Here is a 25,149-nt window from a genome sequence, read left to right on the forward strand (position 1 = left end):
CGCATCACGTCGCCCGCTGATGTTCCAGCCACGCCTGGAACATCAGCACCGTCCACAGCTGGTGCTGCCAGTTCATCCGGCCCGTCTGGTGCTGGCGCCACAGCCGCTCGACCGCCGCCGCATCGAAGAAGCCTTCGTCGCGCAGGCGCGACGGCCGCAGCAGCGCGTCGGCCCAGTCGCGCAGCGCGCCGCGCAGCCAGTGGTCGACGGGCGCGCAGAAGCCCTGCTTCGGCCGGTCGATCAGCGCGGACGGCACGTACCGGTCGAGCAGCCGGCGCAGCAGCGCCTTCGACTGCCCTTCCGGCAAGCGCACCGACGCCGGCACGCGCCACGCGAATTCGACGACGTGATGATCGAGGAACGGCATGCGCGTCTCGAGGCTCACGGCCATCGCCGCGCGATCGACCTTCGCGAGGATGTCGGTCGGCAGGTACGTGAGCGTGTCGATCGCCATCGCCTGCTCGGCGAAGCTCAGGTGCGCGGGCCACGCGGATACCGTGTCGAGCGGCGTCGGCGGCTCCTGCCCCGCCAGCGCGATGCGCTCCGGATGATGCACGGACGACATCAGCAGCCGGTACAGCCCGATGCGGCTCTCGGCGGTCATCACATGGCCGAGCTTGTGCAGGCGATCGCCGATGCGCGACGACGATTCGCGCGCTTCCACGCCGCCGCCCCATGCGCCCTGCGCGACGGCCGCGAGCTGGTCCGCGTGATCGGGCCGCAACGCATGCAGCGCGGCGGCGATCCGCGCGCGCACCGCCGCCGGCACGCGATGCAGCTTGCGCCACAGGCGCGGCGTCAGGAAGTAGCGCGTATAGCCGCCGAACAGCTCGTCGCCGCCGTCGCCGGACAGGCTCACCTTCACGTGCCGGCGCGTCAGTTCGGACACCAGAAAAGTCGGGATCTGCGACGCATCGGAAAACGGCTCGTCGTAGATCGACGGCAGCTTCGGCACGACGCCGAGCGCGTGGTCGGCCGTCACGTAAAGCTCGGTATGGCGCGTGCCGAGATGGCGCGCGACGGCCTTCGCGTAACCGGCCTCGTCGTAGCCGGCCTCGTGAAAGCCGATCGTAAACGTGTCGACCGGCGACGCCGATTGCGCCTGCATCAGTGCGACGATCGCCGACGAATCGATGCCGCCCGACAGGAACGCGCCGAGCGGCACGTCGGCTTCCATCTGCCGCGCGACGGCCTGGCGCAGGATCGTGTCGAGCTGATCGACGGCTTCGCCGGCGCTGCCCTCGAACGGCTGCGCGCGGCCCGCCTCGATCGCCTGTTCGAGCGTCCAGTACGCACGCACGCGCGGCGTGTCGCGCGCATGTTCGAACTGGATGTACGTGCCGGGCGGCAGCTTGCGGATGCCGCGATAGATCGTGTAAGGCGCGGGCACGCTCGACTGGCGCAGATACAGGCACAGCGCGTCGCGGTCGATCGTGCCGTCGAAGCCCGGATAGCCGCGCAACGCCTTCAGCTCGGACGCGAACACGAGCGCGTCGCCGATCCGGCCGTAGTAGAGCGGCTTCTCGCCGATCCGGTCGCGCGCGAGCGTCAGCACCCGCGACGCGCGATTCCACAGCGCGAACGCGAACATGCCGGTCGCGCGCCGCAACGTGGCCTCGACGCCCCACGCGACGATCGCCGCGATCAGCACCTCGCTGTCGGAGTGGCCGCGCCACGCCGGTGCGCGCCCCGTGCGCTCGAGCTCCGCGCGCAGTTCGCGATGGTTGTAGATTTCGCCATTGAAGACGAGGACGTAGCGGCCGCACGCGGAAGCCATCGGCTGCCGGCCGTGCACCGACAGGTCGACGATCGCGAGCCGCCGGTGGCCGAGCGCGATGCCGGCTTCCGGGTCGACCCAGATGCCCTGCCCGTCCGGCCCGCGATGCGCGAGGCTCGCCGTCATTCGCGCGAGCGTGCCGCGCGCTGTCTCCTCATCGAAGGCGACGCTATTCAGAAAGCCGTCGATTCCGCACATTGATTTGTCTGCCCCTGTTGACCTGTTCCGTCACGCACCGCGCACCTCGCGGCCCGCCGTCGGGCATGACGGTCGAGCCATATTACGAAGAAATAAATCAGCAATAATTCACCAGTGAATGCGGGCACCGTCCGGAAAAAAATGGACGTCAAGCGCCGCGTGCGGATGGCCAGATCACGGGGCCATATCGAATCCCGCCGGATGGCCGGCAGGCAAGGCAGGCAAAAAAAGGGGGGCATACCGGCATGACGCCCTCCGGAACGCCGCGTCACGCGGCGCCGGTCGCCCATTTCAGCAACTGCGCGACCTCGCGGAAGTGCTGCGGCTGGATCGTGCCGTTCTCGGGTGTCGTCTCGTACAGCGCCTGCGCGAGCCCGACGTTCGCGAGCGTCGGGCGCAGCGCGTCGCGGGCCAGCCGCACGATCCGCTCGGCCGCGTCGCCCTCGCCGCGCGCGAGCACCCACGGCAGCGAGCCCATCCCGCCGTAGTAGAGCGCGACCGCGACGCGCGGCGAATAGACGACCACCGACGCATAGCCGACCCGGTCCGGCAGCGATGCGAACTGCACTTCGCGCGCGAGCTGGCGGCGCTTCGCCTCGATGTGCGGATCGCCTTCGTCCTCCTTGTGCTCGCGCCGCACTTCGTCGATCGACATTTTCATTTTCTGGTTGAATTCGTGCCGCTGGTGCACGATGTCGATCAGCGCCATCACGATGTAGATCAGCGCGGCCCAGCCGAACAGCAGCATCAGCAGCTTCACGATCAGCGCGAGGATCGAGACCGGCCGCGTGAAGCCCGACTGCACGGCCGGATCGAGCGACTCGACGATCAGCCAGCCGAGCGTCGCGACGAGCAGCGCCGTCTTCAGCAGCATCTTCGCGAGGTTGACCAGGTTGCGCAGCGACCACAGGTTCTTCATCCCCTCGGCCGGGTTGAGCCGCGACAACTGCGGCACGAGGCGGCTCCACGCCATCACGCCGCCCACCTGCACGAAGCCCGCAAGCAGCCCCGCCAGCAGCCCGGCCGCGACGATCTGCGCGGACTGCGTGGCCCAGTCGCGCGCGGCGCCGTCGATCAGCACCGCGAGCCGCGCGGACGGATCGGCGGCGCCGACCGCGTCGAACACGAGCCGGAACAGCGCCTGCAATCGCGCGAACATCGAACCGATGCCCACCGCGAGCGCCACGCACACGCCGACGAAGAACGCCGACGACACCGTTTCCGCGCTCTTCGGTACGTCGCCCTTCTCGCGCGCCTCGCGCAGGCGCTTCGCGGTCGGTTTCTGGTCCTTTTCGGCCATGTCGGCTCCCGCGCGCTCAGCCGCCGCCGTGCGCGGCGAACAGCGCGCGCAGCAGCGCCATCAGCCCGCTGTCGGGGCTCAGCAGCGAATGCAGCGACGCGTACACCACCGGCAGGAACAGGACCATCATCAGCAGCGCGAGCGCGCTCTTCAGCGGCTGCGAGAACACGAAGATGTTGAGCTGCGGCACCGCGCGCCCGACCAGGCCGATGCCGAGTTCGACGAGCACCAGCACGATCGTGACCGGCGCGGCGAGCTTCACCATCCATTCGAAGATCGTATCGGTCTGCCGCACGATGAAGGTTTGCAGCATCGACGAGAAATCGGGGCCGAGCGAGCCGATCGGCCACCATGCGTACGACTGCGCGAACAGTTGCACGAGCACCTGCAAGCCGCCCGCCGTGACGAACAGCGCGATCGCGACGAAATTCAGGAATCCGGACGTCGGGCCGCCCTCGTGCCCGCCCATCGGATCGAAGAACGCGGCGCTGCCGCTGCCGGTCTGGAAGTCGATCAGGTAGCCGACGCCCTGGATCGCGAACAGCACCGCGCTGAACGCGCCCGCGAGCAGCATGCCGACCACCGCCTCCTTCGCGACGAGCAGGCACCACATCAGGAACGGCAGCGCGGCGACCTGCGCGGCGTCGATCGTCGGCGCGACGAACGCGGCGATCACGACCGCGATCCCGTTGCGCACGAGGCCCGTGATGATCTGCTCGTTGAACACCGGCACGACGAACATGATCGGCAGCAGGCGCGGCATCACGTAGAGCAGCGGCCGCAGCATGCCGGCGACGTCGTTGAAACCCGCGGCCTGGTCTAGCATCGGCGCTCCGCGACGGCCGGCGGGGCGGAGTCGTCGGGCGAGGCGGACGGGCCGGTTTCAGCCGTGATGTCGGCACCGGTTTCCGCTTCGGTCATTGCCGCATCGAACGCGGCGGCGGCCTCCGGCGGCGTGGACGCATGACCGGCCGCGTCGCCCGCGCCGGCCACCCAGGTGCCGCCCGTCGCGAAGCGCCGCACCGCGTAGCCGTCCGCGACCTCGTCGGCGTCGCGCTCGACCCGCGCGGCGCGCGCGTGCAGCGCCTTCTCGCCGGCCTTGTCCAGCTTGTCCTCGGCGGCCTTCGCCTTGCGCGCGGCGCGCTGCAGGTCGGCGAGCGTCGCCTCGTGGCCGCGATGCACGTGCGCGGCCTCGCTCACCGACGCGTTCGCGGTGCCGATATGCCGGTCGAACGTGCGCGTATCGGCCGCCGCGTCCTGCAATGCGCGCGCTTCGCGCACGTCGTCGGCGAGCCGTGTCTGGATCGCGGCCTTCGCGGCGACCTGCTGCGCGAGCTGCGCCTGCGCGGCCGCCAGCGCGCGCCGGCTCTGCGCGGCGATGCCCTGCTGGCGCGCGGCCGCGACGCGCGCGATCTGGCTGCGCATCTCGCGCACGCGCTTCAGGCGGGCGAGCGTCGCGAGCACGAGACGGTCGTCGGCTTCAGACATGATCGTTCGCCAGCTTCGTCAGTTTCGCGAGCAGCGCGTCGAAGCGCACGTCCTCGTCCGACGCCTGCGCGCAGAACGCGCCGATCGCGTCGCGCGCACGCAGCGCGAGATCGCCGAGCCGGTCGCTGCCTTCGCGATACTCGCCGATCTGCACGAGCAGCTCGATTTCCTGGTACTTCGCGATCAGCTCGCGCACGCGCGCGGCCGCATGCTGGTGCGCGCGGCTCGCGACAAGCGGCATCACGCGCGACAGGCTCGCGAGCACGTCGATCGCCGGATAGCGGTTCGCGAGCGCGATCTTGCGCGACAGCACGATATGGCCGTCGAGAATCGAGCGCACTTCCTCGGCGATCGGGTCGGATTCCTCATCGCCTTCGACGAGCACCGTGTACAGCGCGGTGATCGATCCGCGCGCGCCCTGCCCCGCGCGTTCGAGCAGGCGCGGCAGCACCGCGAACGTCGACGGCGGAAAGCTGCGCCGCGTTGGCGGCTCGCCGCTCGCGAGGCCGACCTCGCGCTGCGCGCGGGCGAAGCGCGTCAGCGAATCGACCAGCAGCAGCACGCGCTTGCCCGCATCGCGAAAGTGCTCGGCGATCGCGGTCGCGACCAGCGCGGATTTCACGCGCTCCATCGCGGGGCGGTCCGACGTCGACACGACGACGATCGAACGCGCGCGCACCTCCGGCGACAGGCTGTGCTCGATGAATTCGCGCACCTCGCGACCGCGTTCGCCGACCAGCGCGATCACGTTCACGTCGGCCTGCGCGCCGCGCGCGATCATCCCGAGCAGCGTGCTCTTGCCGACGCCCGACGGCGCGAAGATGCCGACGCGCTGCCCGACGCCGAGCGTCATCAGGCCGTCGATCACGCGCACGCCGGTCGGAAACGGCGTGTCGATCAGCTTGCGCGCAAGCGGATTCGGCGGGTCCTGCTGCGTCGATACCCACGCGGCGCCCGTCACCGGCCCGCGATCGTCGAGCGGCCGGCCGAGCCCGTCGAGCACGCGGCCGAACAGCCCTTCGCCCACCGGGAACACATGCTCGCGCCCGGACGGCACGACGGTCGTCTCCGGCGACAGCCCGGCCACGTCGCCGAGCGGCGTGAGCAGCGTCGTCTGCCGCGAGAAGCCGACCACCTCCGCAAGCAGCGTCGGCTGGTTCGGCGTGCGCAGCTCGCAGATCTCGCCGAGCCGCGCGCGAATGCCCGTCGCGTTCAATATCTGCCCGACCGCATGGTTGACGCGGCCCTGCACCGACACCGGCGAAAAAAACGCGAGCCCCGCGTCGAGTTCGCCGACGAGGCGGCCGCGATCGAACGGCGCGCCGTCGTCGTCGCCGAACGACGGCGGATCGTCGAGCGGCGCGTTCATCGCGCGGCCCCCTTCAGCGCGTCGCGGCGAATCGCCTGGCGCAACGCGTCGATCTGCAGGTCGAGGCTCGCGTCGATGCGCCCGGACGGCGTCTCGACCGTGCACGCGTTGCGTTCGAGTCGAGCGTCCTCGACGATGCGGATCTTCTGCCGGTTCGACTGCCCGGCGAATGCGCCGTCGAGCGCATCGCGCATCTCGTCGGTGCGGCCGGGCGCGATACGCACGATCAGGAACGCCTCGTCGCGCACGAGCGGCGCGATCCGCGTGAGCGCGGCCTCGTACAGCTTCTGCGTGCTCATCTCGCCGACGATCGCGCGCACGGCTTTCACGACGATATCGGCCATCGCGTCCTTCATCGTCTCCATCGTGCGCGTGGCGGCGAGCGCCTGCGTGTACGCCTGCGCGGCCTGCTCGCGCTGCGCGCGGCGCATGCCTTCGTCGTAGCCGGCCGCCTGGCGCTTGTCGAATTCGCGCTGCGCGTCGGCGACGATGCGTGCCGCCTCTTCATGCGCGGTCGCGATCACCGCGGACGCGTCGAGCAGCGCCGCGTATTCGCGCTCCTTGAGCACCTTGCGCTCGGACAGCAGCTGCAGGTTGTCGCTCGTGATCAGAAAAGCCAGTCCCATGACGCAAGCCTCTCGGGAATCAGAAACAGGAACATCAGTTCGCCGAACTGATCGCGCTGCGCGCGGTTCAGCCAGTACGGCGCCTCGTCGTCGATCGCACGGTTGAATTTCAGGCGCACGCGCCGCGCGACCGCATCGCCGGCCACGCCGATGAAATCCGCGAGCAGCCGGCCGCCGCGCGCGCGGATCACGACCGGCAGCGCGGCGGGATCGGCGCGCCACGGTTCGAGCGTTTCCGCGAGCGCGCCGAATTCCGGCGCGCGTTCGAGCGCCAGCTCGAGCGCATCGCCGCCGAGCCGCGCCGCGACTTCCGCGCGGATGCGGCGCCCGGCCAGCGCGTCGCGCAGCCACGCGCGGTGCAGCAGCAGCCCCGCATACGCGGCCAGTTGCTCGAGCGCCGCGCCCGGCAGCAGCGCGAGCCGCGCGCACGGGTTCGCGACGTCGAAGTCGTGCCGGTCGGCCACGCCGTTCGCGTCGAGCAAATGCCGCGCGAGCAGCTTGCGGCCGGCCGCGCCGAACGCGTCCGGCGAACGGTAGCGCGCGGGCCAGTCGGCCGGCACGCGGGTCACGTGCAGATAGCGGTCGGGCCGCAGGTTGAAATCGCAGACGAGCGCATGGAACGCGGCAGCGCGCGCGGCCGGCGGCGGCGCAAGCGGGTGCAGCCATGGCAGCCGCGTCGCGTCAGACGCGTCGCCCGGCGGCAGCGCGTGCGAATCGCTCATGCGCCGTCGCGCGCGCCGTCCGGCGTGCGCAGCCCGCCGCCTGCCTGCTGCGGGGCCGCGCCGTCGCCGTTCGCGCCGCGCGGTGCGCCGAGCAGCCCCGCGAGCCGCGCGCCGAACATCCCGCGCCGCGCGGCCGACAGCGCGATCACCGCGCAGGTCAGCAGGATCAGCGCGAACACGAGCCAGCCGAGCGGCGAGCGCAGCCGCAGGATGTCCGACACCGCGCTGCCGATTCCGTCCACGCGCGTCGCGCGCGCGGCGGCCGGCTGCAGGAACAGCGACACGTTGTCGTACTGCAGCCCTTCGATGCTGTGCGCGACGAGATCCTTGACCATCGGCGCCATCGCGCGCAAGTCGACGCCCGGCCGATAGCGGATGTACACCGCGGCCGACGACGGCTTGATCTTGTCCGCGAGCGGATCGTTCTCCGGAATCACGACCTGCACGCGCGCGACGACCACGCCCTCGATGTCCTGCAGCGTGCGCGACAGGTCCTGCGACACGCCGTACAGGTAGCGCACGCGCTCCTCGGCCGGCGTCGACACGAGGCCCTGCTTCTGGAACAGCTCGCCCAGGCTCGCATAGCTCGGCTTCGGCAGCCCGTTCGCGTGCAGCACCGTGAGCGCAGACTGCATGTCGCCGTCCGCGACGCTCACGAGCCACGCGTTGCGGTCCGACGTGTCGCGCGCGTCGTTGTCCTTCGACGCGCTGATGCCCGCGTCGCCGAGCACCGCGATCATCTGGTTCGCGTCGCGCTCCGACAGGCCCGAGTACAGCTCCTTCTGGCACCCGGCCAACAGCACGAGCAGCCCCGCGAGCAGCGCGCGCGCCGCCCGGCTGCGCCACGCATGCATGCGCGGCGTCGAATCGATCGTCGTCATCGTTTTTCCGCGTCAGGGCGCATGAGGCCGTATCCTCCGGCCCGCACGCGCTTTCACTCCTGCGTCTTCAGCACCGTATGCGTGAAGCCGTTCGCCGCCTGCGCAACCGACAGGCTCAACTGGTATTCCGAAATCGTGGTGGTTGCGGTCCACTGGAAATCCATCGCCTTCACCATCGTCATCAGCGGGTCGCTGCGGCTGTCCGCCATCGACGTCAGCATCTCGTTGCGATGCTTGTCGATGTTCGCGTACCGCGAATCGAGATCGTTGCCGTACGTGCGCAACCGCTCGACGAGCGACGACTGGTTGGCCTGCGCGGGCGTCATCTGCACGGCCGGCGCCGCATCCGCCGGCGCGCGCGCCATCGCGACGCCCGACGAAGACGGCGGGGCGGCCGCCGACGCGCCCGGCTGCATCAGCGCATCGAACTGGCGCACCTGCGCCGGATCGGACGCCGTGCCCGTTTGCTGCGCGGCACTCGCGAGCGCCGCCGCGCCCGGCGGCGCCGCGCCTACGCCTGTTACCGACATGATCGTGTCCTCCTTGACCGGCAGAGCCGGGAACGGGCCGGCCGGCACGCATCGACGCCACACCGGGCGCCCGTCACGGGCGGCCCCGGCATGCGACGTCGCGCGGCGCGGCCGGCGACCGGCGTCACGCGCGGCCGGCGGAACTCAGGTGTTGCGCAACCTGGGCGTTCGCCGTCCCTTCCTGCGCGGTCACTGCGTTGCTGGTTTCGAACGTCGCAGTCGATTGCTGAACCTGGAAGTTGATCTTGGTCAGTTCGAGCTGCGTCTTGGTCAGGTCGTCGGCCTGCTTCTGCACGTCGCCCGTGTTCGTCACACCACCTGTTGCCGAGGTACCCATGCTTCGCTCCTTTACGTGAACCACACACCACCTTCCGGCGGCGGCCCCATGCCCCGCCGGCGACGTGACGCGCCGCATGCGCGGCGTGTCGCGTAATGCGCGCATCGCGAAACGCGCTGCGCTGATCCTGTCGCGACGCTAGTGCGTCGCGCCTTTCGATGCGCCGGCCGCCGCGACGGCTGGCGTCGCCGGCGCATCGGGCAACAGCGTCGGTCCCGGCACCGGCTGCGCGACGCCTGCCGCCGCCCCGCTCGCGAGCGGCGCCACGGGCGGCGCCGGCGCCTGCTCGGGCGCATGCGCCGACGGGCCGCCGAGCGGCATCGTGATGCGCTGGCCGTTGCGCTCGAACACCACTTCGTCCGGGCCGATCGACACGACGGTCGCACCCTCCTTCAGCCGCGCGCCTTCGAAATAGCGGCTGCCGTCGACCGTCTCGATGTAGCGCTGGTCGCCGTCGCCCGCGAACACGGTCGTGATCTCCGGAATGCCCGCCGTGCCGCCGAGCGTCGTCGCCGTGCGCGGCGCGGCCGCATCGGCGTCGCGCACGTGATCGACCACCTCGAGCGCCGGCCGGGCATCCTTCATGTAGTTGCGGATGCGCGGCTCGATCTGCGCGCGCGCGGCCGTGCCCGTCAGCTCGATCCGGCCGCGCCCGAGATACGTGACCGTCAGCGCCGTATCGCTGAAATAGGTCTGCGCGGTCGCGACCAGATCGCTGACCACGTAGATGTTGCCGAGCGCCGCGTTGTCGACGCCCGCGACGATCTGCGCGACGCGCTCGCGCGCGGCCGGGTCGCTCACGTAACCCGACACGATCACGCCGTCGTCGCGCGGCGCGACCGCCAGCTCCGGATACGCGTGCAGCAGCTGCTGCAGCCGGTGCGTGCGCGCGAGCACCGATTCGTGCTGCCACGGCAGGCGCCCCGACCATGCGACGAAGCCGTAGCCGAGTGCGCCGAGCAGCACGCCGACCCACAGCGCGACCAGCGCGATCACGAGCCGCCGGCTGCCCAGCCGCCGCAGCCCGCCGGTGAGCCAGCCGAGCCATGCGGCCTCGCGCGCGGTGTCCGGCGTATCGGTTTCGTCGGGCAACGCGACGCTCGCCTGCGCATGCCGTGCGATGCCGAGCCGGATCGAGCCGACCGTCACGACGTCGTTCGGCGTCAGCGAGCGGCGGCCGCTGCCGAGCGGCTCGTCGTTGAACAGCACCGGCGCACCGGTGTCGCCGCCGTGGTTCTGCACGGTCACCGCGAGCGCGCCGACCTGCAGGCATACCTGTTTCGCGCCGATCTCGCGATCGGGCAAGATCACTTCGCAATCGGCCGCCGTGCCGACCCAGTTCGCGCCGCGTGCGAGCGACATCGTGCGGCCGTACATCGGCCCGCTCAGGAAGCACAGGTTCCACGGCGACGCGAGCGCGGCCGAACCGGCCCCCGCGCTTCCCGCGCCGCCGGGCAACGCGCCGTCGCCGTGCGGATCAATGATGCTCGTCGACATGCGTGACCACTCCTGCGGTCGTCGCCGCCGGCTGCGACGCCGCGCCCGCAGGCGGCGGCGGCAACGCGGGCGGACCGAACTTCGTGCCGGGCAGCGGCTTCGGCGTCAGCGGCACCGCGACGTCGTTGTCCGGCGGCCGATACATCGACAGCCCTTCAGGGTTCGCCGGACCGTCGACGCCCGGGTTCACGGGCGAGCCGTCCGGCGCATACATCGACGCATTCGTCACGACGCGCGGCGTCAGCAGGTAGAACCGCTCCATGTGGTTGCCCGACTTGTCGGTGTACTTGAACAGGTTGCCGATCAGCGGAATGTCGGACAGCCAGGGCACGCCGCTCTTGTTCAGCCGCACCTCGTCGTCGTTGAAACCGGCAATCAGCAGGCTCTTGCCTTCGTCGATCATCGTCTTGGTGACGATGTTGCGCTGCTGGATCACCGGCACGTTCGACACGGCCTGCCCCGGCACGATGTTGCCGTCCTGGATGTCGATCGACATCATCACGCTCTGCGAGTTGCCGGACACGGCGGCCGCGTTGCGGATCGCCTCGTCGACGATCATCGGCGTCACCTTGATGCTGGTGCCGGTCGTCACGCTGTACAGCGACGAATCCTGATAGCCCGGCACCTGCACGTAGAACTGCGTGAGGTTCTCGAGGATCGCCTCGGTGTTGTCGAGCGCGAGCACCTTCGGCTTCGATCGCAGTTGCGCCTGGCCTTTCTGCGCGAGCGCGTTCACGCGCGTGAGCAGGTAGTTGCGCAGCGACCCGCCGATCGATGCGGTCAGCGCGATGCCGGTCGGCATGAACGCGCCCGTCTGCCCGGTTTCCGACGTGCCGATGCCGAACGTCAGCGGCGGGTTGCCGGCGCCGTTGTACTGCGTGTTGCCGTTCAGCGCGTTCTGGCCGTTGCCGATCTGTACGTCGCCGTGCGTCGTGTGCAGGCGCCAGTCGATCCCGAGGCTGTCGAGCGAATCCTCGTTGATGTCGATGATCGTCACGTTGATCTCGACGATGCGCGGCCGCTCGTCGAGCTGGCCGATCAGCGACTGGTAGCGGTACATGTTCTCCGGCAGGTCGCGCACGATCACCGCGTTGATCGCGGGATCGGCGACGATCTGCGGCAGCGTGTCGCCGCCGCCGTTGTTCGAGAACGGCGAGAACCCGCCGCCCATGCTGCCGTCCGCACCGCCGTAGCCGCCCTGCCGCGGGCCGCCGGAGATGTCGGGGAAGTCGAGGCGCGGCACCGCAATCGTCAGCCCCGAGCCGAGCTTCACCTGGCGCGCGGCCTGCCCGAGCGGCGTGCTCGACGGCGCCGCGACCGTGTCGCCGGTCTTGCCGAACAGCCGGCGCAGGATCGTCGCGACGCCCGGCACCGTCACTTCCTTGCCCGAGCGATTGATCGTGAAATCCGACGCCCAGCCGTATTTCAGACGGAACGCGCGGATGTCCGCATGCGCGCCGTTCGCCGACGGATCGCCGACCGAGCCGATCGCCTGCCGCACGAGCTCGACGTAGCGGCGCGGGCCGGCCACGTACACGCTGTTCGCGCGATCGTTGATCACCAGCGTGTAGCGCTTGTCCGGAATCTGCATCGCCTGCAGCGCGCGGCCGATTTCGCCGGACGCGTTCGGCGGGATCGGGATCATCTGCGTTTGCGACTGGTCGGCCGGATCGACGTACAGGAACGAGCCGTCGTAGTACCACGTGAGCCCGTAGGTCGAGCAGATCGTGTCGAGCGTCTGCTGCGGCGTGCCGGAAAAGCGGCCGCTGATCACGCCGTCGACCTTCGGGTCGACCACCGCCGTCACGCCCTGGGACGACGCGAGCTCGCGGATGAAGTCGCCGATCTTCTTGCCGTTCGCGACGATCGTGAACGGCTTGTTGCGCCAGCGCAGGTCCGCGGCGCGCGCATGCTGCGCGGGCGCCATGCACAGCGACGCCGTGAGCAGCGCGGTCGCACACACGGCAAGCGCGGCCCGTTGCAGGCTGCGCGGTTGAAACCGGATCGAGGCGACGCGTCGACGCATCAAAGGACTCCTGTGGAAGAAACGAACATGCGTTCCAGCGCCTGCTGTGCGAAGCGCAGCACTTCGCCGCCGAGCCAGCCCGACAGCAGCACGAGCGCGACCATCACGGCGATCAGCCGCACCGCGATGCCGATGTTGGCGTCCTGCACCTGCGTGACGGCCTGCAGGATCGCGACGACGAGGCCGGTGACGGTCGCGATCAGCACGATCGGCAGCGACAACAGCAGCACGAGCATCAGCGCCTGGCGCGTCAGGTCGAGGATCGTCGAACTCGTCATTGCATGGCTCCCGGCGCGCGCACGTCGGCGCCCGCGCCGACCGTGCCGTCGTCCGGCGGGTTCTTCACCCAGCCGACCGTATGCAACTGCACGTCCTCCTCGACTTCCTGGTACGACAGCACCGCGAGCTCGGGCAGCACCGGCTGCAGGATCGTCTTCACGTAGCGGCGCGCGCCGAGCGCGACCATCACCGCGAGCCGCGCGGCGCCCGGCGCATTGCCGTGGCCACCGTGGCCGCCGGGGCCGGCCGCCTGCGCGGCCTGCACGATCGCGCGCACCTGCTCGCCGATGTCCTGCTTGACCGCGCTCGACAGCGCGAGGAAATTGCCCTGCTTCGTGCGCATCACCGCGCTTTCGATCCGCTCCTGCAGGTTCTGCTCGAACAGCACGACCCGCAGCTGGCGCGCCGTGCCCGCGTGACGGTCGGTGATCATCCGGCGCAGATCGACGCGCACGAGTTCGACCAGCGCGATCACGTCGTCGGGCTCGTTCGGCGCCCACGTGATCAGGCTCTCGAAGATCACGCGCAAGTTGCGGATCGGCACCTGTTCGGCGAGCAGCCGACGCAGCACTTCGGTCACGCGCTGCAGCGGCACGAGCCGCGTCAGTTCGCCGACGAGCTCGGGGTGATCGCGGCGCACCAGATGCACGAGCGCCTGCGTCTCCTGGATGCCGAGCAGCTCGTCCGCATGCTGGCGCACGATCTGCTCGACGTGCGCGGCCAGCGCGCTTTCGCTCGACAGCCACTTGCCGTCCGGCGCCGCGCCGTCCGGCTTGATCCACAGCGCGGTCGCGAACGGACCGAACGCCTCGGCCGGCTGGCGCTCCGCGCGCTCGGGCAGCGGCGCGACGCCGTCCCACAGCAGCCATCCCGGCTTCAGCGCGCCGTGCGCGGCGAGCACGTCCTGCAGGTAGATCCGGTACGTGCCGGCCGGCGCGCCCTCGTCGTCGTTCAGCGTGATGCGCGGAAACACCGTGCCGATGTCCGCGTCGACGCGCGCCTTCGCGCTCGACAGCGCCGCCTGCAATTGCGCGAGGTTCAGGCCCGTGCGTAGCTCGTCGGACAGCGACACCGCGATCAGCGACGTGACGCCCGCCGCGTGCGACACCTTCGCGGGCTGGCCGTCGTCGGCCGCGCCGACGCGCCCCGCGACATGAATCAGGTTGAAGCTCGGCGCCGACGTCTTGCGTTTGAGTTGCGAGAACGCGAACGCACCGAGGCCGAGCGCGATCAGCGCGAACGACCATTTCGGAAAACCGGGCACGACGAGAAAACCGGTCAGCACGAACGCCGCGATCAGCAGCGCGCGCGGGTGCGCACCCAGTTGCTCGCCGAGCTGTTCGCCGAGCTGGCGCTGCCGCGCATCGCGCGTCGCCACGCGCGTCGTCACGATGCCGGCCGCGATCGACACCAGCAGCGACGGAATCTGCGACGCCATCCCGTCGCCGACCGTCAGGATCGCGTAACGTTGCAGCGCCTCGCCGATGTCCATCCCGTGCATCAGCGTGCCGACCGCGATGCCGGCCACGATGTTGATGAACGCGATCACGAGGCCCGCGATCGCGTCGCCCTTCACGAACTTCATCGCGCCGTCCATCGCACCGTGCATCTGCGATTCCTGCTCGAGCTTCTCGCGGCGCTCGCGCGCTTCGTCGGCGCTGATGATGCCCGCGCGCAGGTCCGCGTCGATGCTCATCTGCTTGCCCGGCATCGCGTCGAGCGAGAAGCGCGCGCCGACTTCGGCCACCCGCTCCGACCCTTTCGCGATCACGATGAACTGCACGACCGCGATCACGAGGAACACCACACCGCCTACCACCACGTTGTTGCCGACCACCAGCCGTCCGAACGCGTCGATCACATGGCCGGCGTTCGCATGCAGCAGGATCAGCTTGCACGACGCGATGTTCAGCGCGAGCCGGAACAGCGTCGTAAACAACAGCAACGCGGGGAACGACGAGAAGCTGACCGCCGACGGCACGTAGGTCGACACCGTCAGCAGCACGACGCTCGCCGCGAGATTCAGCGAGATCATCCCGTCGAGCGCGGTCTGCGGCAGCGGCAGGATGAACAGCGCGACGACCGCGACGATGAAGGTCGCGAGAAACAGGTCGGCGCGCGGCGATGCGCCCCCGAGGCGCCGTCCGGACACGCCGCGGCCGGCGGAAAACAACCGCTGCCAGTCGCGGGGGAGCGCCTTCGGTTCAGCCATCGTGCCGTCGTCCTGTCGTTATCGCCGGCTGGCACGGGCAAGCCTTCCCCGTGCTGCGCGGACCGTTGAATGGGACGAGTGTAGCGACGGGAACCGCAAGAAAAAGAAGCGCGCCTCGTAGCGTGAAAGCGCGTTTTCGTCAGACGATCGAATCGGACTACGAAACCCGGCGGCCGGTTCGGGCACGCGTCGCCGGAACCGCTTCCATCGCGCGCCGGGGCCGCCGGCGCGCGTGCCCGAAGACGTCAGATCAGGACGGCAGCCGCCGCGCGGCGAGGTACGCGAGCTGCGCGCGATTCTGTACGTTGAACTGCTTTTCCAGCGAGCGGATATGGTGTCCGACCTTGTGCAGCGACGTACGCAGCGCGCTCGCGATCTCCTGGTCGGACAACCCGTGCACGAGCCGGTCGAGCACCTGCTGCTGCTCGTCGCCGAGCGCGAAGCCGCGCATGCGCGCGACACGCGCCTCGAGGAACGGCAGCGCGACGCGGTGCACGGCAAGACTGACCGACAGCGCGCCGCCGATCACGCGATCGTCGATCCATTCGGTACCGTGCGTTTCCGACGTCAGGTTCACCGCGACGCGCAGGTCGAGGCGCGGCGCCGACAGACTGAAGATCACGCCGCTATTCATTGCATGCGCACGCAAGTGGCCGGCGAGCGCCAGCACCTTGCGATCGCCGCTGCCCTGCGCGGCCGCCTCGATCTCGTCGAGCCGCCACGCGACCGGGAAGCCGCTCTGCCGCACCTGCGCGAAGCGCGGGTCGCTTTCGTACAGCATCCCTTCGATGAACGGCTGCATGAACGTCGCCGGCGCGAGATCGCGCAGCAGATGCGCGCGCAGAATGCGGCGCCCGATCATTTCGTACGCGCCGTAACCGAGCGTACTGAATCCGATTTGCCGCAATCGCGCATGGCATTGCGCGAAATCGAATGACGCAAGGTCGGTTTTACCGGGCGCTATTTGAATACCGGTAAAAACGTCACGCTCGATGGTGTGATATTCGTTCGAATAAGCGGCAGCGGCCGCGATATCGGCTTGTGAGAACCACTCGACGCGTGGTGCGCCATCAGCATATGTCATGAGGAGCCCGCCCTTTCCCAATATGTGAAACTGCGCCCCGTCACGATCTGGTCTTTTCTTTATGATTTTCTGGTCGTCGTTATATGCACGCGAACATGAAACTTTCGCCGCGATTAGTATTACGGCATATTACCCACACACCGGCATTTTTGTACAATGCCCCCGCGTTTCGTCAGGGATGACGACGGCGCAATCACAACGATGCTCGGTCGCACCGCCGCGAATGCCGTACACGATACGGCCGCCGCCAGGCGATGCGCGTCGATTCCGAGGGATGGCTCATGTCCGATATTGCATTGCATGAAGAAGCGGTCGCCCCAACCAGCTTGCCGCGCTCGTCGCGCGTGTCGAACGCCGGCGCGGACGCGCTGCGCGAGCGCGCCGTGCAGGTCGTCTGGTGCGACGACGTGAAGCGCGGCGACGACGCGCAGCCGCACGCGCCGAAGCTCGGCGTCGCCGATACGCTCGCGCTCGCGCAGAGCACGGCCGAGCGCAACCGTATCGTCACGAGCCTGCTGCACCTGACCGGCTTCTCGACGTTCGCGTATTTCGCCCTCGAATTCACGCGCGAGCGCGTCGAAAGTCTCTACCTGCACGAAGCGTTCACGCCGGCCACCTATCGCGGCGACTACGTGCGGCACAGCCATCACGACGTCGATCCGCGCACGCTCGGCGCGCGCGTGTGCAACATGCCGATCGTGTGGGATCTGCAGCAATTGCGCCGCGCGCACCGCGAGCGCGACGACGCGCCGTCCGTGAGCCCGGCCGCGCTCGACGGCTTCCTGCAGACGATGCAGGACGACGGGATGTGCAGCGGCATCATGTATTCGATGGCCGTGCCCGGCACGCGGCTGCACGCGTTCATGAGCTTCACCGCGCCGCGCCGCACGCGCGAATGGATCACGCCGGCGACGATCGAGCAGGCGCTGTCGATCGGGCTGTCGGTCCACAAGTTCGCGTCGCCGCAACTGATCTCGACATCGCGCGAGCGTGCGGTCAACGGGCTCACGCCGTTCGAGCAGGAGCTGCTGCTCGGCATCGCCGAAGGTGCGTCCGACAAGGAGATCGGCCGGCGCCTCGACACCAGCGCGCACAACGTCGACTATCACCTGCGCAAGCTGCGCAAGCGCTTCGGCGTCGCGAACCGGATCCAACTCACGTATCTGACGTCGAAGCTCGAGCTGATCTGACACGCGGCGACGGCGCAACGCCGTTGCGCGTCATCGCCCGCGTAAACGCACATGCCGGCCTCGCGGGCCGGCATGGACGGGCGGCGCCGGGTCTGGCGCCGCTTCCTGGCAGACGATCGCCGTTACTTCAGCAGCGTCATCTGCACGACCTTCACGATCACGAGGCCGACCGCGATCACCAGATAGCCGCGCAGCACGGCCATCCAGATCCGCGTCGCGAGCGTCATGTTCTGCGGCGCCAGCGTGTCGAGCGGCGGCATGCGCCACGTGTCACGCAGCGAGCGATCGACGGCCGGCTCGACGACGCGCTTGTTGCGGCGAATCAGTACCGTCGCGAGATAGCCGGCGATCGCGAGCACGGTGCCGCCCACCAGCACGTCGACGATCGCTTCGCCGCTGATGTCCGGATACATCACCGACGCGGTCAGGATGATCGACAGCAGCACCAGCACCCAGATCACCGCGCCCGTGAACACGTTGAGCTTCGTCGAATTGACCCAGGGGCCGAGCACCTGGCGGTCGTTGCACAGCACCAGCAGAAACACCGTCGCGCTCGGCAGCAGCACGCCGGCGAGCGTCTGCACGGCTTCGGTCAGCAGGCCGAGCGGGCTGCCCGGGATCAGCACGAGCGTGGCCGCGGCCGCGACGATGCCGAAATACACGAGATAAAAGCCCTTCGCGTCGGTCACGCCGCGGTGCAGCGAGTGGCGGATCTTGAACACGTCGCCGATCGCGTAGGCGGTCGACAGCGACACGGCCGCCGCGCCGATGATGCACGCGTCGAGCAATGCGACCGCGAACAGCGTCGCGCTCGTGCGGCCCGCATACCGCTCCAGGCCGGCGATGACGCCGCCCGCGTCGGTGAAGTTGCCGGCTTCCGGATGGCCGCCGAACAACGCCGAGCTGAAGCCGATCATCGCGACCGCGCCGACCAGCACGAACGCGATGCCGATCCACAAGTCGGCCTTTTCATATTTCATGAAGCGCGGCGTGATGCGCTTGTCGATCACGTAGCTCTGCTGGAAAAACAATTGCCACGGCGCGACCGTCGTGCCGACGATACCGATCACGAGCAGCATCACGTCCGACAGCTTCGCGTGCACGGGCCAGTTCGGCACGAAGAAATCGCGCGTCATCTGCGCGACCGGCGGGTGGATCGACACGAGCACCGGCACGAGCAGCAGGCTCAGCACGCACAGCCCGATCGCGAACCGCTCGAAGCGCCGGAAGTCGCCGGTACTGACGGCCGCCATCGTCAAGGCCGCGGCCACGCACACGCCGGCCACCTTCGGCAATCCGAAGAAATCCAGCACGAACGTGATGCCGATGAACTCGGTGACGATGGTCAGCGCGTTGAGCAGAAACAGGTCGATCACGCTGAACGCACCCCAGAACTTGCCGAAGCGTTCGAAGATCAGCCGTGCATGGCCGACGCCCGTAACGGCGCCGAGGCGCAGCACCATTTCCTGGTTCACGTACAGCACGGGCACGAGCAGCAGCAGTGTCCACAGCAGCGTCGTGCCGTAGTTCTGGCCGGCCTGCGTATAGGTGCCGAATGCGCCGGCGTCGTTGTCGCCGACCATCACGATCAGGCCCGGGCCGATGATCGCGAGCAGCGTGCGCAGGCGCGCCCACCACGTGCCGCGCGCACCGGTGTCGTGGTGCGAGATCGTGCCGAGCGCACCGCGGATGTCGCCCAGATGGGCTTCGTCGAGCACGGCGCTGCGCTCGACCGCGATCGGTGGGGAGACGTTGGAGGGCGTGGACATGATGTATTCCGTACGGCTAAGGGTTATGCGATTCGATGAGCGTGTGACCTTGGCATGCGCGCGGGACGGCCGCTCGAAGGCGGGCGCGCGTGCGCATGCCGAGGCGCGCTCGACGCTTCTTTTCAGTGGATCAACGCTTTCAGCTGGTTCAGCAGGCGGGAGAACACCCGCGGACGGGCGTCGAGCGTCAGCATCGCGTCGTAATGGTGGCGCGATTCCGTGACGTGCGGAAGGTTCGACAGCAGAAGGCCGAAGTTCATGGTCTGGCTCCGTGCGGCGACGGCATCGTGCCGGCCGCGTCGTGGGCGCGGGGCCAGTCCGGTGCCTGAACGACGTGTCAGGCTAGGCGGCCGGCGTGTCCCCGCGACCCGGGTTCAAAAGGGTCTGCGTATGCAACGGGCATAAGGGACAACTGTCACTGTCGTTCACGGCGGCTCCTGTGCGGTGTTCCGGAGAACACGGTTGACCGCCGTCCGGCGGGCGGGCCGGCGTTCGCGCGCCCGGAGAACGGATGCGCGAACGCGGCCGCCTGCCTGGCGGCGGTGAAACCGGGCAACGCATGCGAGAACGCATCACGCTAACCGGCGCGAATCAGGGTGCACGTAGGGAGTGGCTGCGGAATACTGCTGCGCGCACCGTTTGCCCGGGAGACAAACGGCGGCGTCGATGAGGCGCGGACGTCGGTCGCTCAGGCGGAAATGTCGTTCGAAGATCGACTACTGCAGGCGTCCAAGGCGGCGGCCCCAAGAGTGAAGATGGCGGATTCTATGGACCGCCCGAAAGTGAAGTCAACCCCTTGAAACCCCATTTTTCGAAATAAATTCCCCGCCTGACGCGACTGAAAGATTTGCCCTCGAAATAACGTTCCGAAACCTTTCAGCGCCATCATCACGCGGCCGGGCGCCGATGCGTGCGAGCAACGGCCGCGGCACCCTACTGCGCATCCTTTTGACGATCGCCCGGCGGCCAAGTGCCAGCCCCGCCCTGCGGCGACGCGCACGCGACACAGCGCATCTTTCGTGCGTTTTCTGCTTGCGCCGCAGCAAAAGTCGCGACTACAATCCGCCCCAATTCATCAAGGGAGTCCCTCCGTGGACACATGCTCTAGTTGCAGTTCGATGCCGGTCCAGGCCGGCCAAGCCATCGCGAGATAGCAGCCAGACACATGTCTTTCGCCGCTAGCTCGCATTCGTCGGGTTAGCGCGCCTCCTCCCGGGCCGGCCATCGCCGGTTCGTCAGTCGCACGCTCCGTTATGTTCCATCCTCCGATCGCAGGGTCGCGTCACGCACCCGCGCTCGATCACGTCGTCCGGCGTTCGCCGGACGGAAACGGAGGCAGCGTCATGTTCTTTCAATCGTTCGCGGTCAGGCTCAAGCGCGTCGTGCACGTCGCGTGCGACCGCTCGTTCGTTTCCGGCCTTTCGCCGCTCACCCATGTGTTGAGCAACTGCCGCGGCTTCGCGCTCGCCCATGTGCCGGCGGCGCCCCGCCTGCTCGATTGCGTGCTGATCGCCGCGACGGCGGCCGCGGTCGCGCTCGCCGCGCTGCTTTGCTCGGTCGCGCCACGCGTCGGCTTCGCGCAGGTATGGCGCGTCGGCGGCTGGCTGCCGTAATCCCTCTGCGTCCGTGCGGGCCGTCTCGCCATGCGTCCCGCATCCCGTTCCCGTTTCTTCAGCCTAACGAATCAAACTGCCAACGGAACCAAATGAAGAACACTCTCGCACCCGTCCCGCGCAAGCGTCGCGTCGATGCGCTCGCCGCGCTGCTGCTGTCGTTCGCCGCCGCACCCGCATTCGCGCAAGCGACGTCTCCCGCCGCAACCGAACCGGCGGCCGGCGCGCGCGATGCGGCCGCCCCCGCGCAACAACAGGCCGCCGATGCTGCCGCGCCCGCTCCCACCGGCTTGTGGGAGCGCTCGAACCTGCTCGGCAACATCGGCGGCCTGCGCGACGTGCTCGACCATCACGGCGTCACGCTGAGCCTGCAGGAAACCAGCGAGTACCTGTACAACACGTCCGGCGGCACGGGGCGCGGCGGCGCGTACCAGGGGCTCACGCAATTCGGCTTCAACGTCGACACCGGCAAGGCGATCGGCCTGCCGGGCGGTACGTTCAACGTGTCGGGGCTGCAGATCCACGGCACCAACCTCTCGCAGCGCTACCTGCAGACGTTGCAGACCGCGACCGGCATCGAAGCCAATTCGACCACGCGCCTGTGGGAGCTCTGGTATCAGCAGTCGCTGCTCGACGGCAAGGTCGACGTGAAAGTCGGCCAGCAGAGCGTCGACCAGGAATTCATGGTGAGCGAGAACGCGGCGACGTTCATGAACGCGACGTTCGGCTGGCCCGTGCTGCCGTCCACCGACCTGCCGTCCGGCGGCCCCGCGTATCCGCTGTCGGCGCTTGGCGTGCGTCTGCGCGTGAAGCCGGCCGACGCGTGGACCGCGATGGTCGGCGTGTTCGACGGCAACCCGGCCGGCCGCAGCGACGGCGACGCGCAGGTGCTGAACGCGCACGGCGCCAACTTCAACCTGCGCAGCGGCGCATTCGTGATCGGCGAAGTGCAGTACGCGCTGAACGCGCCGGCCGCCGATCCGAAGGCGCCGCCGCCGGCCGGCCTGCCCGGCACGTACAAACTCGGCGCCTGGTATCAGTCGCAGCACGCGAACGATCCACGCTACGGCACCGACGGGTTGTCGCTCGCCGATCCGGCGAGCAACGGTACGCCCGCCACGCATCGCGGCAACTACGGCTTCTATGCGGTCGCGGACCAGATGGTGTGGCGGCCGTCGGCCGACAGCCCGCGCTCGGTCGGCGTGTTCGCGCGCGTGATGGGCTCGCCGGGCGATCGCAATATCGTCGATTTCGCGGCCAATGCGGGCGTGACGCTGAAGGCGCCGTTCGTCGGACGCGACAACGACGTCGCCGGCATCGCGATCGGCTACGCGAAGATCGGCTCGCATGCGCGCGGCCTCGACGGCGACACCGGCGCGTACACGACGCCCGGCTATCCGGTGCGCCGCGCGGAGACGGTCATCGAGGCGACGTACCAGTATCAGGTCGCGCCGTGGTGGCAAGTGCAGGCCGACCTGCAGCACTTCTTCCGTCCGGGCGGCGGCATCCCGAACCCGAATGCGGCCGGCGCGCGCATCGGCGACGAGACGGTGGTCGGCGTGCGCACGACGATCACGTTCTGATGCCCGCCGCATCGAGGCACGGGCCGGACGGCCGCTTGCGCGACGGCCCGGCTCATGTGGTGGCTTGCCGTGCGAGCATGCGGCCCGCGCCGCCGTGCGTTAGGCCCGCGCCGCCGTGCGTTACTCGCCGTACAGCCCCAGCAGTTTCAGCGTGACGCCGTTGGTCCAGCCGAAGCCGTCCTGCAACGGATATTCGCCGCCCCCGCCGCCACCCGTTCCGGTGCCCTCGACCACGTACTTCTCGACGAGCTTGCCTTCGGCCGCGTACACCTGCTTCACGTCGGACAGGAAACGCGTGCCGATGTCCTTCGCGAGCGCCGGTTCGCCGTAACGGCGCAGCCCGTCGATCGCGATCCACTGCAGCGGCGCCCAGCCGTTCGGCGCATCCCACTGCTGGCCCGTGTTCTCGGTCGTCGTCGCGAGCCCGCCCGGCTGCAGCAGCGTCTTGCGCACTTCGCGCGCGGTCGCCTTCGCGCGCTCCGGCCACGCGACGCCCGCGAACAGCGGATACAGCGCGGCCGCCGTCACGCCGTCGCGCGGCTTGCGCAACTGCCAGTCATAGTCGCCGTAATAGCCGCGACGATTCCACAGGTAGTGATTGATCGCGGCCGCACGCCGCCCCGCGCGCGCCGAGAAATCGGCCACGCACGCGATGTCGCGCGTGACCACGCAGCCCTTCACGATCGTCGTCTCGAGATGGAACATCAGGCTGTTCAGGTCGACCGGCACGATCGACGTCGTGCGGATCGTCGCGAGCGTCTTGCCGTCGCCGAACCAGCGCGAGCTGTAGTCCCAGCCGCTTTCGGCGCCCGCGCGCAGGTCGCGGTACACCTCGTTCGCCGGCCGGGACGGCACCGATTTCGCGGTCGTCACGTCCTCGAGATACGACTCGTCGCGCGGCGTGTCGCTCGCATCCCAGTAGCGGTTCAGCACGGCGCCGTCGGGCATCGCGACCACGTTGCGCGTCGCCTGCCCGCGCGGTGTCGTGGTTTCGCCCTGCATCCAGTACGCGTGCTCCTTGCGCAGCGCCGGCAGGTATTTCTGGTAGACCTTGTCGCCTTCGACCTGCGCGGCGAGCGTGACCATGTACGCGAAGAACGGCGGCTGCGAGCGGCTCGCGTAGTACGTGCGATTGCCGTTCGGGATGTGCCCGATCGTATCGATCAGGTATGCGAAGTTGTCGAGCATGTCGTCGACGAGATCCTCGCGCCCCGACACCTGCAGCCCGAGCATCGTGAAATAGGTGTCCCAGTAGTAGCCTTCGCGGAAGCGGCCGCCCGGCACGACGTACGGCTTCGGCAGCGGAATCAGCGAACTGTACGGGGGCGCCGCGGTGCTCGTGCGCGTGAGCTGCGGCCACAGCCAGTCGATGTGCTGGCGCAGCGTCTGGTTCGGCGGCGGCGTCACGCCGCCTGTCGCGGGCGGCGTGAAATGCTGGTCGACGAACGCCTTCAGCGAGAAGCCCGGCTGCGATTTCTGTTGCTGATACAACTGCACGATCGTCGCGGGATCGGTATCGGGCGTGGCGTCGACGAAGGTCTTCTGGTCGGGATAGAGCTGCGCGGTCTGCACCGCGACGAACAGGTCGCCGTAGAGCTGGCTCGGCGGCGGCAGCAGCGTGCCGGACGCGGGAGCGGATGCGGCTGCGGGGGTGGCCGGCAACGCGGACGGGCTCGCCGCTTGCGCGGCGGCCTGGTGCGCATTGTCGGCCTGCGCGGCGCAGCCGGCGACGGCGAGATAGGCAATGGCCAGTGCGGCCGCCCAGCGCGGACGCGGCGCGGGCGGTGACTGACGCGACGGGAAGCGAGATGCAAGCGGTGCGGCACGACGTGACGTCATGGCGTGTCCCCTCCTTTCGAATGGTGAGTGGATCGGCACGAGGTCTCGTTCGCGCGCGCGTTCGTCTCGATGGCCTTCGATCGATACGCGTCATGTTGTGGTGCGAATGGGCCTGACTGTCGCACGAAACATGCATGTCAAGCAAGTTTCGATTCGCGCGACTCGCGGAGATAGCCGCGTACCGCCCGCCACGCACGCGCTTCGAGTGCATCCGCATCGGTCTCGCCGCGCGCGCCCGCCGCATCGACGATGCCTTTCACGATCGCGAGCAGATCGTGTGCCACGACGCCGGGCGCGGCGACGCGCGGCGCATCGCGCAGCCCGAGCGCATGCAGCAAGGTCGCGTGGATGCGGTCCGCGACGCGCGCGGTGCGCGCGCCGAGCGGCAAGCGCGCCTCCTCGAAATCGATCAGCCGCGCGAGCACCGGCCGGCGCATCTGATGCGCGACGGCCCCGCGCACCAGCGTGCGCAGCACGTCGTCACAGCACGACAGCGCGGCGGCCCGGTCGACGTCGTCGAGCAGACGCGCGCTCTCGCGCTCGACGAGCGCGGCCGTCAATGCATCGCGGTTCGGGAAGTATTGGTAGAGCGAGCCGATACTCACGCCGGCCAGCGCGGCCACCGCGTTCGTCGTGTAACCGTCGAAGCCGTCGCGCTCCAGAATGCGGGCGGCAGCCTCGACGATCGCATCGACGGTCGCCACCGAGCGGCGCTGGCGCGGCGCCTTGCGCGGCGAAAGCGGAATGCGCGACGACGATTCGGACATGGCGGGAAGGCGGCTTTCGAATGTGAGCAAGTGCTCATATTCTAGAAACGCACGGACACGCC

The 25,149-nt window shown here is 69.1% G+C and carries 22 protein-coding genes; 3 read left to right on the forward strand and 19 right to left on the reverse strand.

Going from position 1 to position 25,149, the window contains the following annotated elements; translation table 11 throughout:
• Positions 1-4: 4 nt before the first annotated feature.
• The 15 genes from asnB to JYG37_RS22995 all read right to left on the reverse strand — a co-directional run bounded on the left by asnB (position 5) and on the right by JYG37_RS22995 (position 16,326).
• A complete protein-coding gene (gene asnB / locus JYG37_RS22925) occupies positions 5-1,975 on the reverse strand; it encodes an asparagine synthase (glutamine-hydrolyzing) (RefSeq protein ID WP_050015037.1) in 1,971 nt (656 codons plus the stop codon).
• Between the two features lie 268 nt (positions 1,976-2,243).
• Positions 2,244-3,275: an EscU/YscU/HrcU family type III secretion system export apparatus switch protein gene (locus JYG37_RS22930; RefSeq protein ID WP_050015036.1), complete on the reverse strand. Its 1,032-nt coding sequence runs from the start codon at positions 3,273-3,275 to the stop codon at positions 2,244-2,246.
• Between the two features lie 16 nt (positions 3,276-3,291).
• Complete coding sequence (gene sctT, locus JYG37_RS22935) at positions 3,292-4,101, reverse strand: type III secretion system export apparatus subunit SctT (protein WP_069619387.1); 810 nt, start codon at positions 4,099-4,101, stop codon at positions 3,292-3,294.
• The gene (locus JYG37_RS22940) at positions 4,095-4,763 is read right to left on the reverse strand and encodes a hypothetical protein (RefSeq protein WP_050015033.1); all 669 of its coding nucleotides are present in this window, start codon (positions 4,761-4,763) and stop codon (positions 4,095-4,097) included. Before JYG37_RS22940 ends, sctT begins: the two co-directional genes overlap by 7 nt.
• The gene (sctN, locus tag JYG37_RS22945; RefSeq protein ID WP_050015031.1) at positions 4,756-6,132 is read right to left on the reverse strand and encodes a type III secretion system ATPase SctN; all 1,377 of its coding nucleotides are present in this window, start codon (positions 6,130-6,132) and stop codon (positions 4,756-4,758) included. Before sctN ends, JYG37_RS22940 begins: the two co-directional genes overlap by 8 nt.
• Entirely contained in the window at positions 6,129-6,758 is a 630-nt protein-coding gene (sctL, locus tag JYG37_RS22950) for a type III secretion system stator protein SctL (protein ID WP_213346484.1), read from the reverse strand. The genes sctN and sctL overlap by 4 nt, the downstream gene beginning before the upstream one ends.
• Positions 6,740-7,480: a SctK family type III secretion system sorting platform protein gene (locus JYG37_RS22955; protein WP_050015027.1), complete on the reverse strand. Its 741-nt coding sequence runs from the start codon at positions 7,478-7,480 to the stop codon at positions 6,740-6,742. Before JYG37_RS22955 ends, sctL begins: the two co-directional genes overlap by 19 nt.
• Complete coding sequence (sctJ, locus tag JYG37_RS22960) at positions 7,477-8,361, reverse strand: type III secretion system inner membrane ring lipoprotein SctJ (protein WP_213346485.1); 885 nt, start codon at positions 8,359-8,361, stop codon at positions 7,477-7,479. The genes JYG37_RS22955 and sctJ overlap by 4 nt, the downstream gene beginning before the upstream one ends.
• Before the next feature lie 53 nt (positions 8,362-8,414).
• Positions 8,415-8,891: a hypothetical protein gene (locus tag JYG37_RS22965; protein WP_089489769.1), complete on the reverse strand. Its 477-nt coding sequence runs from the start codon at positions 8,889-8,891 to the stop codon at positions 8,415-8,417.
• A gap of 124 nt (positions 8,892-9,015) precedes the next feature.
• Complete coding sequence (locus JYG37_RS22970; protein ID WP_050015022.1) at positions 9,016-9,228, reverse strand: hypothetical protein; 213 nt, start codon at positions 9,226-9,228, stop codon at positions 9,016-9,018.
• A 138-nt stretch (positions 9,229-9,366) separates the two neighbouring features.
• Positions 9,367-10,725, reverse strand: a complete 1,359-nt coding sequence (gene sctD, locus JYG37_RS22975) for a type III secretion system inner membrane ring subunit SctD (protein WP_124595238.1) — start codon at positions 10,723-10,725, stop codon at positions 9,367-9,369.
• The gene (sctC, locus tag JYG37_RS22980; RefSeq protein ID WP_050015018.1) at positions 10,706-12,751 is read right to left on the reverse strand and encodes a type III secretion system outer membrane ring subunit SctC; all 2,046 of its coding nucleotides are present in this window, start codon (positions 12,749-12,751) and stop codon (positions 10,706-10,708) included. Before sctC ends, sctD begins: the two co-directional genes overlap by 20 nt.
• On the reverse strand, positions 12,751-13,029 hold the full coding sequence (gene sctS, locus JYG37_RS22985; RefSeq protein ID WP_006480854.1) for a type III secretion system export apparatus subunit SctS: 279 nt from the start codon (positions 13,027-13,029) through the stop codon (positions 12,751-12,753). Before sctS ends, sctC begins: the two co-directional genes overlap by 1 nt.
• Positions 13,026-15,242 (reverse strand): type III secretion system export apparatus subunit SctV, encoded by a 2,217-nt coding sequence (sctV, locus tag JYG37_RS22990; RefSeq protein ID WP_124638776.1) that lies wholly within the window; start codon positions 15,240-15,242, stop codon positions 13,026-13,028. The genes sctS and sctV overlap by 4 nt, the downstream gene beginning before the upstream one ends.
• A gap of 250 nt (positions 15,243-15,492) precedes the next feature.
• Positions 15,493-16,326 carry a helix-turn-helix transcriptional regulator gene (locus JYG37_RS22995; RefSeq protein ID WP_050015015.1) on the reverse strand — a complete coding sequence of 278 codons (834 nt, stop codon included), beginning with the start codon at positions 16,324-16,326 and terminating at the stop codon, positions 15,493-15,495.
• A gap of 281 nt (positions 16,327-16,607) precedes the next feature.
• On the opposite strand from JYG37_RS22995, the gene JYG37_RS23000 reads away from it, so the two are divergent.
• On the forward strand, positions 16,608-17,516 hold the full coding sequence (locus JYG37_RS23000) for a helix-turn-helix transcriptional regulator (protein ID WP_050015089.1): 909 nt from the start codon (positions 16,608-16,610) through the stop codon (positions 17,514-17,516).
• A gap of 122 nt (positions 17,517-17,638) precedes the next feature.
• On the opposite strand, the gene JYG37_RS23005 is transcribed toward JYG37_RS23000, so the two are convergent.
• The gene (locus tag JYG37_RS23005) at positions 17,639-19,285 is read right to left on the reverse strand and encodes an NRAMP family divalent metal transporter (protein ID WP_213346486.1); all 1,647 of its coding nucleotides are present in this window, start codon (positions 19,283-19,285) and stop codon (positions 17,639-17,641) included.
• A gap of 122 nt (positions 19,286-19,407) precedes the next feature.
• On the reverse strand, positions 19,408-19,545 hold the full coding sequence (locus JYG37_RS23010) for a hypothetical protein (RefSeq protein WP_162838124.1): 138 nt from the start codon (positions 19,543-19,545) through the stop codon (positions 19,408-19,410).
• A 1,083-nt stretch (positions 19,546-20,628) separates the two neighbouring features.
• On the opposite strand from JYG37_RS23010, the gene JYG37_RS23015 reads away from it, so the two are divergent.
• Together JYG37_RS23015 and JYG37_RS23020 are read left to right on the forward strand one after the other, a co-directional pair.
• A complete protein-coding gene (locus tag JYG37_RS23015) occupies positions 20,629-20,898 on the forward strand; it encodes a hypothetical protein (protein WP_089489770.1) in 270 nt (89 codons plus the stop codon).
• A gap of 92 nt (positions 20,899-20,990) precedes the next feature.
• On the forward strand, positions 20,991-22,481 hold the full coding sequence (locus tag JYG37_RS23020) for a carbohydrate porin (protein WP_213346487.1): 1,491 nt from the start codon (positions 20,991-20,993) through the stop codon (positions 22,479-22,481).
• Positions 22,482-22,601: 120 nt separating this feature from the next.
• Here the strand turns inward: JYG37_RS23020 and treA are convergent, their stop codons facing one another.
• On the reverse strand, positions 22,602-24,320 hold the full coding sequence (gene treA / locus JYG37_RS23025; protein ID WP_050015008.1) for an alpha,alpha-trehalase TreA: 1,719 nt from the start codon (positions 24,318-24,320) through the stop codon (positions 22,602-22,604).
• Between the two features lie 137 nt (positions 24,321-24,457).
• Complete coding sequence (locus JYG37_RS23030; RefSeq protein ID WP_050015006.1) at positions 24,458-25,087, reverse strand: TetR/AcrR family transcriptional regulator; 630 nt, start codon at positions 25,085-25,087, stop codon at positions 24,458-24,460.
• Positions 25,088-25,149 lie beyond the last annotated feature (62 nt).

It is taken from the genome of Burkholderia sp. LAS2 (assembly GCF_018417615.1).
GTDB classification, from domain to species: Bacteria; Pseudomonadota; Gammaproteobacteria; order Burkholderiales; family Burkholderiaceae; genus Burkholderia; species Burkholderia sola.

Coding starts and splice junctions, on each gene's coding strand:
- asnB (WP_050015037.1), bottom strand. CDS start 1,975: ATGTGCGGAATCGACGGCTTTCTGAATAGCGTCGCCTTCGATGAGGAG.
- JYG37_RS22930 (WP_050015036.1), bottom strand. CDS start 3,275: ATGGCCGAAAAGGACCAGAAACCGACCGCGAAGCGCCTGCGCGAGGCG.
- sctT (WP_069619387.1), bottom strand. CDS start 4,101: ATGCTAGACCAGGCCGCGGGTTTCAACGACGTCGCCGGCATGCTGCGG.
- JYG37_RS22940 (WP_050015033.1), bottom strand. CDS start 4,763: ATGTCTGAAGCCGACGACCGTCTCGTGCTCGCGACGCTCGCCCGCCTG.
- sctN (WP_050015031.1), bottom strand. CDS start 6,132: ATGAACGCGCCGCTCGACGATCCGCCGTCGTTCGGCGACGACGACGGC.
- sctL (WP_213346484.1), bottom strand. CDS start 6,758: ATGGGACTGGCTTTTCTGATCACGAGCGACAACCTGCAGCTGCTGTCC.
- JYG37_RS22955 (WP_050015027.1), bottom strand. CDS start 7,480: ATGAGCGATTCGCACGCGCTGCCGCCGGGCGACGCGTCTGACGCGACG.
- sctJ (WP_213346485.1), bottom strand. CDS start 8,361: ATGACGACGATCGATTCGACGCCGCGCATGCATGCGTGGCGCAGCCGG.
- JYG37_RS22965 (WP_089489769.1), bottom strand. CDS start 8,891: ATGTCGGTAACAGGCGTAGGCGCGGCGCCGCCGGGCGCGGCGGCGCTC.
- JYG37_RS22970 (WP_050015022.1), bottom strand. CDS start 9,228: ATGGGTACCTCGGCAACAGGTGGTGTGACGAACACGGGCGACGTGCAG.
- sctD (WP_124595238.1), bottom strand. CDS start 10,725: ATGTCGACGAGCATCATTGATCCGCACGGCGACGGCGCGTTGCCCGGC.
- sctC (WP_050015018.1), bottom strand. CDS start 12,751: ATGCGTCGACGCGTCGCCTCGATCCGGTTTCAACCGCGCAGCCTGCAA.
- sctS (WP_006480854.1), bottom strand. CDS start 13,029: ATGACGAGTTCGACGATCCTCGACCTGACGCGCCAGGCGCTGATGCTC.
- sctV (WP_124638776.1), bottom strand. CDS start 15,242: ATGGCTGAACCGAAGGCGCTCCCCCGCGACTGGCAGCGGTTGTTTTCC.
- JYG37_RS22995 (WP_050015015.1), bottom strand. CDS start 16,326: ATGACATATGCTGATGGCGCACCACGCGTCGAGTGGTTCTCACAAGCC.
- JYG37_RS23000 (WP_050015089.1), top strand. CDS start 16,608: ATGTCCGATATTGCATTGCATGAAGAAGCGGTCGCCCCAACCAGCTTG.
- JYG37_RS23005 (WP_213346486.1), bottom strand. CDS start 19,285: ATGTCCACGCCCTCCAACGTCTCCCCACCGATCGCGGTCGAGCGCAGC.
- JYG37_RS23010 (WP_162838124.1), bottom strand. CDS start 19,545: ATGAACTTCGGCCTTCTGCTGTCGAACCTTCCGCACGTCACGGAATCG.
- JYG37_RS23015 (WP_089489770.1), top strand. CDS start 20,629: ATGTTCTTTCAATCGTTCGCGGTCAGGCTCAAGCGCGTCGTGCACGTC.
- JYG37_RS23020 (WP_213346487.1), top strand. CDS start 20,991: ATGAAGAACACTCTCGCACCCGTCCCGCGCAAGCGTCGCGTCGATGCG.
- treA (WP_050015008.1), bottom strand. CDS start 24,320: ATGACGTCACGTCGTGCCGCACCGCTTGCATCTCGCTTCCCGTCGCGT.
- JYG37_RS23030 (WP_050015006.1), bottom strand. CDS start 25,087: ATGTCCGAATCGTCGTCGCGCATTCCGCTTTCGCCGCGCAAGGCGCCG.